Origin of the sequence: Nostoc sp. 2RC (genome assembly GCF_014222165.1) — a bacterium.
GTDB lineage: Bacteria > Cyanobacteriota > Cyanobacteriia > Cyanobacteriales > Nostocaceae > Nostoc > Nostoc linckia.
Genome location: NZ_JACKZU010000234.1, coordinates 1 through 12,732, shown reverse-complemented (window position 1 = coordinate 12,732; position 12,732 = coordinate 1). Strand labels below are relative to the sequence as shown.

Below are 12,732 nucleotides of genomic sequence, written 5' to 3'. Positions count from 1 at the left end.
CAGATGTAGATAACAAAAAATATTGATAATTGAAATTACAAATAACTAATCTAAAAAATAAAATATTTCTGTATAGATTATCTAGATAAGTTGGGAATAATAAGTATCAGAACAAGTTAAACGACTTAATACATAACTTGCTTGTCGTTTAACTTTTCTCTACTAACTTTAACTGCTCAATAATTTAGATTAGTTCTCAAAATTACAGCAGAGAACTAATCAGATTTAACCCAGCCGATTAAGTGTTGTACAACCTCTTTTTTAACCCAACAATAGTTTACATTTGCTTGACTAGTAATCCGTCAAAATTAGGTTTTTAACAGATTTTTCCAGAATAAAACTAGTAGATATAACAGTCATAAGCAAGAAAGTAAAATCTTGAATACAGGCTGTTAACTGTTAACGATTAACAGTTAACATTCAACATCAAATCGTATATCTGCTGTTCAAAAATTCTCTCGTTTATTTTTGGTTGAGATAACAATGTTAGTGATTTACAGTGGTGAACGTGGTAGTGGTAGGTAAAAGGCAATACGGTTCAGTTAACGAATTTATCTGTTAAGGCAGGGGGGCTATTAGCAGAAAGCAGGGGAGAAAAAAGCTTAACTGAACTGTGTTGAGATAAAAGGAGTGTACAACTCCTATTCATAGTGAATTGTGACTTTCGGTTTGGAGAATTCTGCTGTAAATGACAGCAATAATTTCATCAATGGCACAATCGAAAGGTGTGATTTCTGCCTGACGTAGGCGTAGCCCGTCTTTGACATCGCCATCCTCTCCATATATCAAATTTATACTCACATAACTATCTGGCTTGTAGGGCATTCGTTCTGCCCATTCAATAGCCACAATTCCTGGCGTCACCTCAATACCTTCCCAGTAACTTTCTAAATTCAGGCTTAGAACTTCCTGTGGTTCTAAGCGATATAAATCCAGGTGGTAAAGGGGCAGGCGTCCTTCAGTATACTCATTAATCAAAGTAAAAGTGGGACTGACAATGGGTTCAGTAATTCCCAAACCCTTACCAATGCCTTGAACCAGAGTAGTTTTACCTGCACCCAAATCACCCTCCAATAAAATTACACTGCCAGCAGGTAGAAATTCACCGAGAATCATACCTAAACGTAGTGTTGCCTCTGTATCTGCAAGACAAATTTTCATAATTAGTCATTAGTCATTAGTTATTAGTCATTAGTCATTAGTCATTAGTCATTTGCTAATAACCAATGCCCCATGCCCATTGCCCATTGCCCATTGCCTATTGCCTATTGCCTATTGCCCATTGCCCATTGCCTATTGCCCATTGCCCATTGCCTATTACCCATACTTATCTTCCCTGATTAGCTCTACCGTACCACCGCAATAACACGCGTGCTAGTTTCTGGGGGTTGTGGCGTACAATACCTGTTTCATCTTCATATAAAACATGAGCTGGCACTATTCGGCGTCCTAACTCAATTACAGCTTCTCTGTCTAGGAAAACGGGATGGGAATTTTGTTGGGCGTAGCGGATGAGTGATTGTTCCGAGGGGGATCTTTTCTGTACTAGAACAGCATCAAATAGCTGTCTTTGCTGACAAGCAGCATCAATGGCTCGGATATGATCGGCAACAGTATATCCTTCAGTTTCTCCTGGTTGAGTCATTATATTGCAGATATAGATACGGGGAACCTTTGCTTTGGCGATCGCATCGGCAATTTCTGGTACTAATAAGTTAGGAATCAAGCTAGTATAAAGACTACCAGGGCCAATAATAATGTAATCTGCTTCTTTAAGTGCCTTGATAACTGCTGGTATTGCTGGGGGATTAGCTGGAATACAGCCTATTTTGATAATTTTTCCGCCTGCTTTGGGAATGTTAGATTCTCCTTCAATGCGGCGACCATCGGCTAATTCTGCCCAGAGGCGAACATCACTGAGAGTTGCTGGTAGTACTTGTCCCCGTACTGCTAGTACTTTGGAACTGGCTGCAACTGCACGCTCCAAATCTCCAGTAATATCACTCATCGCTGTTAAAAATAAATTGCCAAAACTATGGCCAGTTAACCCATCTCCAGCACGAAAGCGATATTGAAATAATTCTGTTAATAACTTTTCTTCATCTGCTAGGGCTGCTAAACAATTACGAATATCCCCTGGTGGTAGTACGCCAAATTCCTGGCGCAATCGCCCAGAAGAACCACCATCATCAGCTACAGTTACAATGGCAGTAATATTAGCGCTGTAAGTTTTTAATCCCCTCAACAAGGTAGAAAGCCCTGTACCACCGCCAATCACTACTATTTTCGGCCCTCGGTACAATCGACGATGAGCCAGCAAAACATCAATAAGTTCTTCATCATCATCGGTTCTTAAAACCTTAGTAATTGAGCCTACGGTGCGAGTTTGTCCCCAAAGGAGTAACAGTAAGCCGCCAAGCAGCACCAAAGGGCCGCTGACATAGTTAGGTAAGATCTCGGTGATTACTCCCAGGAAACCCCGAACCAACTCGAACATCCAAAAAATTGGGGTCAGCTTAATCCAAATAGCTAACCCCAAAATTGCTAGTAGCACACCTCCAACACTGATTAACAACCAACGTTTAATCGATAATCCAGGGGATAACCATTTAAACCACTGGTTAACACGATAGGAAGTACGAGAGGGCGACTGCTTTCGCAGGGCGTTGAGGGCTTGTCGGAGAAAACCAATTGACATACCTAGATTCACAGCAGTGCTACAAACTAATAATTAACAGAAAATCTACACCACTTGGTTTCAAACACTAGTAGTACGCCAAGGCAACTTGGCTCTTTAAAGGGCAAAGGGACTCATGTTCTTTATCCCTTACCCTTTTCCCTTGACCCTTTCCCCAACCTCCATCTAACATTTTTGGGTTGGTAGACAGACTACTAGGCGTAAAACTATATATATTTTTCAATCCCATTAGACTAACAAGCAAGTTGCCAAGATTGCCAGTGTTCTCAGTTAAACAATATCTTTGACTTGGTAAGAGTGAATTTAATGGAAAAACGAATTTTAGGATTAGATCCAGGACTGGCAATTTTAGGATTTGGGGCAATTACCTGTAGACAAATCCCCAACAAGATGCAACAGACCACAGTAAATATGCTGGATTTTGGGGTAATCAAAACATCAGCAGATGTGGAAATGTCACAGCGCCTATGCACCTTATTTGATGATTTACACACTGTAATCGAGGAATTTCAACCAGATTTAGTGGCGATCGAAAAACTATTTTTCTATCGTATGTCAAGTACTATCTTGGTTGCACAGGCGCGGGGTGTAGTCATGTTAGTCTTGGGACAGCGCCGACTCCCTTATGTAGAATTTACTCCTGCTCAAATTAAACAAGCTTTAACAGGGTATGGCAATGCCGATAAATCTGAGGTGCAAGAAGCAGTGGCGAGGGAACTCGATTTAGATGAGATTCCCAAGCCCGATGATGCTGCGGATGCTTTGGCGGTGGCTTTAACGGCGTCTTACCAGATTTAATAGTGTACAAAAACAATAAAGTTCTTTACTGGCTCGTAAAGTCCTTTACTGCTTCGTAAAGTCATTTACTAACTGTCACAGAGTAAAAGTACTTAAGACACAATTAGTACGAGCGATAATATCGTTATCCATTAGGGTTTCATAAATTCCGTGCGTTTATCCTGAAGCTTTACAAACTCCAAGTTATTAATGTTGGCTGTAAATAGGGAAACATAAGTTGATCGGGAGCAACATTTAACTGAGGAGAAATACATTGCTGAGTGGAGAAGATGCCGAAGATAGCAAATTTAATGAAGCTGACACTATAGCCAAGCTAATTAATCCAGCACTCTACGAAAAAGGCTGGACAGAAAATTTTATCAAGCGAGAGGTAACTGCTGGAGTTATCGAAATTGTTAACGGTGTCCCTCGTCAGCGCAAAAGAGGTAGAGCGGATATTGTTTTACGTCTTCAGCCTCTTCCTCAAAAACAGCCTGTCAGTGTATCAGTGATTGAGGCTAAAGCAGAAAAATTTCCACCTACTCTCGGACTTGAACAAGCTAAAAAATATGCTCAACGTCTTCATGTCCCTGTAGTTTTTTCTACCAATGGGCATCGGTTTGTAGAATTTGATCGGATGAGTGGGATTACGTCCAACCCAAAATCAATATCTGAGTTTCCAAATCAAGAAACTCTACGCTCTCGTTATGAAAAATGGGTTGGCTTTAAGTTAGACAGTCCTGCGGCTCAACCTTTATTGACTCCCTATGTGACTGGGGATTCAACAGTTCGTTACTACCAAGATGCCGCAATTCGTGCCGTGTTGGAAAAAATTGCCCGTTGTGAAGTAGAAGGTACTGCCAAGCGAGCATTATTATCTTTGGCTACAGGAGCAGGTAAAACTCGTATTGCTGTGCATTTGTTAAAACGCATTGCAGATACAGGACAACGAGTAAAGGCACTTTTTGTATGCGATCGCATTGAACTACGAGAACAAGCATCAAGAGCTTTTAAAAATGTTTTTGGCGCTAATGCTGCTGTTGTAGACTCCAATAATCATCAAAGGAACGCTCAAGTTCTCATTGCCACTTATCACGCTTTAGGAGTAGCAGATGATGATGATGCTAGTTTCCTTATCGAAAATTATCCTGAGAACTACTTTAGTCACATTATTATTGATGAGTGCCATCGCTCGGCATGGGGTAAATGGTCAATAATTCTCAAACGCAATTCGGCAGCAGTACAAATCGGTTTAACAGCCACACCAAGAGTAATTGAAGTTACTCAAACAACAGCAGAAGTCATAGCAGATGAACAAATAACAGCAAATAATATCCAGTATTTTGGTGAGCCAGTATATGAATACGATATGCTCCAAGGAGTTGAAGATGGTTACTTGGCAGCGTGTGAAATTCGGGAAGGTAGAATCAAACTTGATTTGGCTCAACTAACCATCGAAGATATTTTGGCAAGCAATCCTGTAGATTTTGAGACAGGATTAGCAGTTGAGGAAAAAGTGATACGCCGACTGATGAAAAAAGGCAATTTAAAAACTCGCCTCATGTTACCCAATTTTGAAAAGCGGCGTTGCGAGGATTTGTTTCACTACTTACTGGAAACTGGTGGAGCAGAGCAAAAAACGATTATTTTTTGTAATAGCGATCGCCATGCTGATTTAGTCAGTGCTAACATGGAAAATCTCTACGCTGAGTGGTGTGAGCAGAATCAACACAGGCGTTGTGATTCATACGCTTTTAAATGTACGGATAAAGGTGGTGGACAAGAAAGATTACCAGATTTTCGAGGAAGTTCCCGTTCTTACTTTATAGCTACAACAGTTGATTTATTGACTACTGGTGTTGATGTACCTGTAGTGCGTAATATTGTTTTCTTCAATCAAATTAATTCGCCGATTACTTTTTACCAGATGGTAGGGCGGGGAACACGTTTAGCTGAAGGTAAGTTAATGTTTCGCGTCTATGACTATACCGATGCTACTAGACTATTTGGGGAAAGCTTTCTCACCAAGTTAAGAACTCCGAATAACAATTCTAGGAATAGAAGTTCGGAAGCTTCTGGACTAGCAATTGAAATTGCAGACGGCGACGAATGGATTGAAGAAAGCACAGGCAATCGCTTTATGCGTGCCAAGATAGATGGTGATGATTGGAGAATATCTGTTGAGGAATATAAAGAACGCATCGCCGCTAAGTTAGTCGAGATAGTCCCAACTATAGAAGATTTTCGGGCTTGTTGGATTAATCCCAAAACCCGCAAGGAACTGTCGGCGGAGTTGGTGAGTGCAGGTATATCACCCAAGGAATATGCGACAGTCGCAGAATTAGCAGCCTATGACCTGTATGATATTTTAGCGGATATAGCTTATGGTTTGATACCAAAAACCAAAAGCGATCGCGCCCAAGCTTTCAACTACAAGCACGCTGATTGGCTCAACAGTATGCCAGAAGCGACTGCGAAAGCTGTTATGCATTTTTGCAGCAATTTGTCAATGGTGGAATAGAAGCTTTGGAGAATGAGCTAATTTTTCAAACTCTAAGGGTAAATTTAGATGTGCTGAAGGTTTTGGGTAAGCCTAAAGATGTTTTGCGTGAGATTAAGGAGAGGATTTTTGCAGCGTGATCGACAAGGGAGAAATAAGTTTTGAGGGTGGTAAACAGAATTTACCTGATGGTTGGAAGTGGGTAAAGCTGGGAGACTACACGACTAAAATAGGTAGTGGAATAACGCCTCGTGGTGGTCAATCATCTTATCTAAAAACAGGGATACCACTTATTCGGAGTCAAAATGTTCACATAAATTATTTTGAAGAGAATGGTTTAGCTTTTATTTCCAAGGAACAAGATGAAGAGATGGAAGCCAGCCGAGTAATACCAGGTGATGTATTACTAAATATTACAGGAGCATCTATAGGCAGAGTTTGTGTCGTTCCTTCCAAGCTTTGTCCGGCAAATGTTAATCAGCACGTTACTATTATCCGCAGTGATGGTTCATGGAACCCGTTTTTTCTTGCTTACTTTATTTCTACGCCTGATTTTCAGAAATTTATTTTAGATAACCAATCTGGCGCAACAAGACAGGCTCTTACAAAGAGCATTATAGAAAATTTTAAAATCCCTCTCCCCCCACTCCATGAACAGAAGCGCATTGCAGAAATTGTGAATAGGCAGATGGAAGCGGTGGAGAAAGCTCGACAAAATGCGATCGCGCAATTAGAAGCCGCCAAAGAACTGCCCACTGCTTATCTCCGTGATGTTTTCAGCAGTCCAGAAGCGCAGCAGTGGGACAGGAAAAGACTGAAGGAAGTATGCGATAAAATTACAGACGGTACTCATCAGTCTCCACCTTTTACAACTGAAGGAATACCGTTTTTGTTTGTTAAAAATATCGTTTCTGGGCGGATTGATTTCAAGGTCAATCAATATATCTCACAAAAAACTTACGAAGAATTAACGCGTCGTTGTAAACCAATTAAAGGTGATGTGCTTTTTAGTGCTGTAGGGAGTTTTGGTATTGCTGTTGTTATAGAGACTGATAAACCTTTTATATTTCAACGTCATATTGCTCTCATCAAGCCAAAAAGAGAACAGGTAGATTCTCACTTTTTAGCATTTTATCTTAACTCACCTAGTGGTAGACAACAAAGTGAGTTAGCAGCATTAGGAGTAGCACAGCGAACTGTTACATTAAAATCGCTTTCTGATTTTGAAATTCTCCTTCCTCCATACACTATTCAAAAACATATTGCAGAAACGCTAACTGAAAAATTGACAGAAGCAGAACAGCTATGTAAAACCCTAGAAGAACAACTCGAAGCCATCAAAAAACTACCAGCATCCCTACTTCGTCAAGCATTCAACGGGGAAATATAATAACCTTTGCGCCTTTGTGTGAGACATAATTACCCACCTATATTAATTAATACTATGGCAGCAATCCGCAAAAAGAACAACAATAATGGCAACCGTCAAAAATACGCCAGCCAACAAAGCCTTGACAGCTATATATATAGTATCTGCGACATCATACGTCGTTCCAACTGCGCCGGGGCGCTGCAATATATCCCTGAATTAACCTGGATTTTATTCTTACGGATACTCGACGAACAAGAACAAAAAGAAGCAGAAACCGCCGAGGCTTTAGACATAAACTTTACCCAATCCTTAGAAAGTCCCTACCGTTGGTGTGACTGGGCTGCACCCTATAATAATTCTCTATTTACCCTCGATAGCGAACAACGTCCTCAAGGTTGGAAACGCAACCAAATTACAGACAATAGCCAAGAAGTTGAAGAATTAAATAAACTTCGAGAAAGTGGAATAACTATATCTGAACCTTTCAAAATCTGGGTAGATTTGGTTTTAATTCCCCATCTCAAACAACTCAAAGACTATGAAAACGCTACCCCCAGACAAAAAATCATCAGCCAAGTCATGTCAGGCGTAGAACGAGTCCGCATCGACACCCAAAAAAACCTGCTGGATGTCTTAGATAAAGTACATGAAATCAGCCATACAACAGTAAACATTAACTTCATTTTTCCCCTTTCCCAAGTTTTTGAAGGTTTGCTGCTGAGAATGGGCGAAAAAGGTAATGATGGTGGACAGTTTTTTACACCCCGTCCAATTATTCAGGTGATGGTGAAAGTCATTGACCCTAAAATCGGCGAAACAGTTTATGACCCCGGACTGGGTACAGGAGGTTTCCTGGCGCAGTCTTACGAACACATGAGGGGAAAGGATAACTGTAAAATTACAAAGCCAGAAGATTTAGGGATTCTTAAACGACATACCTTTTATGGAAGGGAGAAAGATAATCAAATTTACCCGATTGCCATAGCCAATTTAGTATTACATGGAATAGATGAACCCCATGTTTGGCACGGAAACACCTTGACAGAAGGTGAGACTTATGGAGGTTTGTTTACTAACGCGCCAGATTTATACGATGTCATTTTAATGAATCCGCCCTTTGGTGGTAAGGAAGGTAAAGAAGCACAAATAGGCTTTGATTATCAAACCAGTGCTACCCAAGCGCTGTTTTTACAACACGCCCTCAAAAGCCTCAAGCCCAACGGACGCTGCGGTATAGTTTTGGATGAAGGCATTTTGTTTCGCACCAACGAAGCTGCATTCGTCGCCACAAAACGCAACCTCTTGGAAAATTGTAATGTCTGGTGCATCATCAGTTTACCAGCAGGAACCTTTGTAGCAGCTGGCGGAGGAGTTAAAGCAAATATCTTATTTTTCACCAAAGGAGAACCCACTGAAAAAATTTGGTATTACGATCTTTCTGATATTAAAGTGGGAAAACGCACGCCCTTAACTGAAGCGCAGTTTGAGGAATTTTTTCGCTTACTCCCCACTAAAGGAGACAGTGAAAGAAGTTGGACAGTTGACATAAGCAATCGCAAACGCCAAGCTGACGAAAAATCTGCACCTTTGAAACAACAAGCCGCAGCGCTCGAAGCAGAAGCACAAGAACTAAAAGACAGACTTAGAGCCTTAAAAAAAGCCAAACAGAAGGATAGCGAAGAATATAAAGAAATTGAACAAGCGGCTAAAGAACTCGACAAAGAGGCCAGAGAACTAAAAGCGCAAGCTCAAGCTATTGATGACGCTGTATACGACCTCAAAGCAGTAAACCCAAGTGTGAAAAACCAAGAAGATAATCTTACACCAAAAGAACTTCTAGATTTTATTGAAATCAAAGGGTGTGAAATTGCTAAAATTTTAAAAAATTTAAGGGCTAAGTGATAAAAGCTAGGAGTAAGCAATTGTTGTATTTTTTTGGGTATTCTACAAGCATGATTAACTAATTACGGTTTGAGAATTGATAAATGGTAATGGATACGGAAACTTTTCTCCAGCACATAAGCCTCGGAGAAGATGAGGAGATAGAGTTTAAAACAGCTAATGGTGGCTTGCCAAAAGACATCTGGGAAACGTTATCCGCTTTCGCTAATACAGATGGAGGGTACATTGTACTTGGTGTCAGCCAGAAAAATGACGACTTTGTAGTTTCTGGAGTACGCAATCCTAACGCATTACTTAAACCTTTCTGGGACAATCATAATAACGAACAAAAGTTAAGTATCCCTATCTGTTCTAATTCTAACGTCCAAATTACAGAAGTTAATGGACAAAAAGTAATCATCATTGAAGTACCCAGAGCTAGCAGAACACAACGGCCTGTATACATCAACAACAATCCTATAACTGGCACATACAAACGTAATTATGAAGGAGACTATCGTTGCACGAAAGAAGAAGTGCAACAGATGCTCAGGGATGCTAGTTCTGCACCTCAAGACTTGCAAATTCTCGACAAATTTGATTTAAATGACCTTGATTCAGAAACACTTAAATCATTTCGTCAGCGTTTTAGTTCTAGAGAACCTGACCATCCTTGGTTAGCTTTAGATGATAAAAACTTGTTATTGAATTTAGGTGGTTGGCGGCGAGATCGTGACACAAATCAACAGGGATTAACAATAGCAGGATTGCTGATGTTTGGTCGTGAGCGTAGTATTTTAGATGCTTTACCTCATTACCATCTTGATTATCAAGAGCAGCTTTCTCACGATCCAGATACAAGATGGACTTATCGATTAACTCTTGATGGTAAATGGGAAGCAAATTTATTTAATTTCTATTATCGCGTGTATGGTCGTTTAGTTAATGATATTAATGTACCATTTCGATTAAATAGTGAAGCTGTACGAAAAGGTGAAACTCATGTGCATGAGGCACTACGTGAAGCTCTAGTAAATACACTAATTCATGCAGACCATTTTTCTTCCCGTCCTCTAGTTATTACCAAGTTTCCTGATAGCTTTTTGTTTTCTAATCCTGGTCGTCTAAGAATCTCTCCTCAGCAACTATACGAAGGAGGCGTTAGTGATGCACGCAATCCCAATTTGCAAAAAATGTTTCAAATGCTCGGTTTAGGAGAGAAAGCTGGTTCAGGGTTTGGTAAAATCCTACGTGCTTGGAAAGAGCAACAATGGTTTTACCCCTTTGTATCAGAAAAATTAGAGTTAGAATTGACATCCATCACCTTACCAATGGTGAGTCTAATTCCTGAACAAGTAGAGCGGGAATTAAAAGAAATAGTAGGGGATCATTACCGTGAGCTAACAGAGCTAGAACGCATAATTTTGGTACTAGCACATAGATTTGGTGATATTTGTAATACTGATGTCCAGTATTATCGACATGAACACCCCAGAGATATAGGTGAATGTCTCAAACGATTGGTAGATAAAGGCTGCTTGGAGCGATCAGGTCGCGGTCGTGGCGCGCACTATGCGCTCTCAAATACACAAAAAGTAGATTTGCTTTTATCGCTCCCTCGCTTCGAGCATAGTGAGCCGAACTCCGAGCATAGTGAGCCAAACTCCGAGCATAGTGAGCCAAACTCCGAGCATAATGAGATAAGCTTTGAGCATAATGAAAGTTCCACATTGCTGGAAATAGCCGCTCCTGTCCGAGATAAAAAACGGGTCAGCCCAGAATTAATGCAGAGTATAATTCTCAAGCTTTGTTCAGAAGAATACTTACTTCTCAAAACATTAGCTGAGTTATTGAAGCGTAGCCCAGACACAATCAGGACTCATTATATAAATCAAATGTTAAGGCAGAGCTTGCTGGAACCGAAATATCCTGAACAACCAAATCATCCTCAGCAAGCATATAGAAGCGTATCATCTTGAAATCCAGAAATTAATAAGATTTCTGATATTCCACCATTTTCGCAAAATTTACAAAACATCGCTGACACTAATCATCTATCTATAACGCTGGAACCTTAAACCTTGCCCCAGAGTTCGGGCGTTCTGATAACAAGTTTAACTTGTGGCGATCGCACCCGTGCGTTATTTTCAACTGCCACTCAATTTTAGAGCAAGGCGACCCAACATAACTAGCAGTTCGGCGGCAGTCACTTCAAAATATATTTTTTGATTAGCTTGTCAATACAAATAAATTAACTTTTTTTTAAAGGTGGGATTTAAAATCGCACCCCAGAAGAATTGGAGAATTTTTCCCGGAACGGGAAAAACTTAATTAATCATTATTGCCCCCCTCGTTCTACTCCGTAGTTTGTCAGTAGATCCGAAATAGAAATTTCTAAAGCAGCAGCTACTTTTTCAATAGTCTCTAAGGTCGGGTTGACTAGGCCGCGCTCAAGGGTTGAAACATAGGTTCTGTGCAATTCTGCTCTCTCCGCTAAATCCTCCTGCGATAAATCCATTTCCCGCCTCCGTTTTCTCACTGCTTTTCCAAATCGTTGATTGATGTTTAAATTACTCACTGCACATGTAGAGGAATAATTCGGTTGAACAATTTGAGGTCTTTCTTAGCCACACTTCACATTTGGGTTAACAGAATTTTATTAGGGGATAGATTCATACTAAAAAGTCTAAGTCTACAGGCAAAATTATAGGACAGACTGTAAGTACAGCCAAGGAACAAGATTTAAAAGTGATACATTTAAAGTTGGGAGGATTTGAATAATTTGGTAACCACAATCAGTTAATTTATGTTACATTAACTGATTGTGGTTAAATAGCCAAATATTTAATATACAATGTAAACCATAAAAATGGGAGGGAAAATTATGGGTATGCCCTGTGAAGTTAACAGTATTTTAAAACTCAAGCAATCTCAAGGCTATCCAGAAAAATTAATAATAGGAGAGCAGTATCAAGCTGTCAAAGAAGACTATAGAATTATTCCAGTAGATGTCCCAATCCCTCTAGTTAATAATGATTGGGTCGCCCACGCAGATATTATTATTAGGAAATTGACTTGGGAAAATAAGCAAACTCTTGTAATTTTTGAAATTGATAGAATTTATGACCGGCCTTTTAATGTAAAAGCTTGAAATTATGTTAACATTAAATTTGGTCTGTTTAAGAAAAAGCTTTAAATATGAAGCGGATTATCTCCTTAGGAAGTTTAAACTTTCTCAAGTTGCGGTTTTTATTATTACCGTTTTATATTTAGTAATAACTGGTTTTGGTGACACAACTTCTTTTTTTATAAGTAATAATAGTCTTATACCTAAAAATTGGACTTGGTTGAATAATAAGAATATTATACCTTTACTAGCTATCTGCGTTATTATATCTCCTCCTATTCTGGTATGGCTCAACGACTTTAAACGCCAATCACAAGAATATAGTGAAATATCCGAACTTGTAACGGAAAATGTTATACCTCGGATAGATGATGAGC

The 12,732-nt window shown here is 39.8% G+C and carries 9 protein-coding genes and 1 pseudogene; 7 read left to right on the top strand and 3 right to left on the bottom strand.

Annotation, left to right across the window (positions count from 1 at the left end):
- Nucleotides 1-645 precede the first annotated feature (645 nt).
- Both tsaE and yvcK read right to left on the bottom strand, forming a co-directional pair.
- On the bottom strand, nucleotides 646-1,161 hold the full coding sequence (gene tsaE, locus GNE10_RS22995; protein WP_185567147.1) for a tRNA (adenosine(37)-N6)-threonylcarbamoyltransferase complex ATPase subunit type 1 TsaE: 516 nt from the start codon (nucleotides 1,159-1,161) through the stop codon (nucleotides 646-648).
- A 166-nt stretch (nucleotides 1,162-1,327) separates the two neighbouring features.
- A complete protein-coding gene (gene yvcK / locus GNE10_RS22990; RefSeq protein ID WP_185567146.1) occupies nucleotides 1,328-2,698 on the bottom strand; it encodes a gluconeogenesis factor YvcK family protein in 1,371 nt (456 codons plus the stop codon).
- Between the two features lie 306 nt (nucleotides 2,699-3,004).
- Here yvcK and ruvC point away from each other — a divergent pair, with 306 nt between their 5' ends.
- The 5 genes from ruvC to GNE10_RS22965 all read left to right on the top strand — a co-directional run bounded on the left by ruvC (nucleotide 3,005) and on the right by GNE10_RS22965 (nucleotide 11,207).
- Complete coding sequence (gene ruvC, locus GNE10_RS22985) at nucleotides 3,005-3,496, top strand: crossover junction endodeoxyribonuclease RuvC (RefSeq protein WP_185567145.1); 492 nt, start codon at nucleotides 3,005-3,007, stop codon at nucleotides 3,494-3,496.
- A gap of 253 nt (nucleotides 3,497-3,749) precedes the next feature.
- Entirely contained in the window at nucleotides 3,750-5,996 is a 2,247-nt protein-coding gene (locus GNE10_RS22980) for a DEAD/DEAH box helicase family protein (RefSeq protein ID WP_185567144.1), read from the top strand.
- 115 nt (nucleotides 5,997-6,111) lie between these two features.
- Complete coding sequence (locus GNE10_RS36415) at nucleotides 6,112-7,365, top strand: restriction endonuclease subunit S (protein ID WP_185567143.1); 1,254 nt, start codon at nucleotides 6,112-6,114, stop codon at nucleotides 7,363-7,365.
- Nucleotides 7,366-7,419: 54 nt separating this feature from the next.
- The gene (locus tag GNE10_RS22970) at nucleotides 7,420-9,249 is read left to right on the top strand and encodes an N-6 DNA methylase (protein WP_185567142.1); all 1,830 of its coding nucleotides are present in this window, start codon (nucleotides 7,420-7,422) and stop codon (nucleotides 9,247-9,249) included.
- An 83-nt stretch (nucleotides 9,250-9,332) separates the two neighbouring features.
- Complete coding sequence (locus GNE10_RS22965) at nucleotides 9,333-11,207, top strand: RNA-binding domain-containing protein (RefSeq protein ID WP_221642962.1); 1,875 nt, start codon at nucleotides 9,333-9,335, stop codon at nucleotides 11,205-11,207.
- Between the two features lie 359 nt (nucleotides 11,208-11,566).
- On the opposite strand, the gene GNE10_RS22960 is transcribed toward GNE10_RS22965, so the two are convergent.
- Nucleotides 11,567-11,806: a helix-turn-helix domain-containing protein gene (locus tag GNE10_RS22960; protein WP_185567141.1), complete on the bottom strand. Its 240-nt coding sequence runs from the start codon at nucleotides 11,804-11,806 to the stop codon at nucleotides 11,567-11,569.
- A 291-nt stretch (nucleotides 11,807-12,097) separates the two neighbouring features.
- On the opposite strand from GNE10_RS22960, the gene GNE10_RS22955 reads away from it, so the two are divergent.
- Both GNE10_RS22955 and GNE10_RS35535 read left to right on the top strand, forming a co-directional pair.
- Entirely contained in the window at nucleotides 12,098-12,379 is a 282-nt protein-coding gene (locus tag GNE10_RS22955) for a DUF2584 domain-containing protein (protein WP_260447012.1), read from the top strand.
- Nucleotides 12,380-12,383: 4 nt separating this feature from the next.
- Nucleotides 12,384-12,732 (top strand): annotated as a pseudogene (locus GNE10_RS35535) (hypothetical protein); the annotation flags it as partial.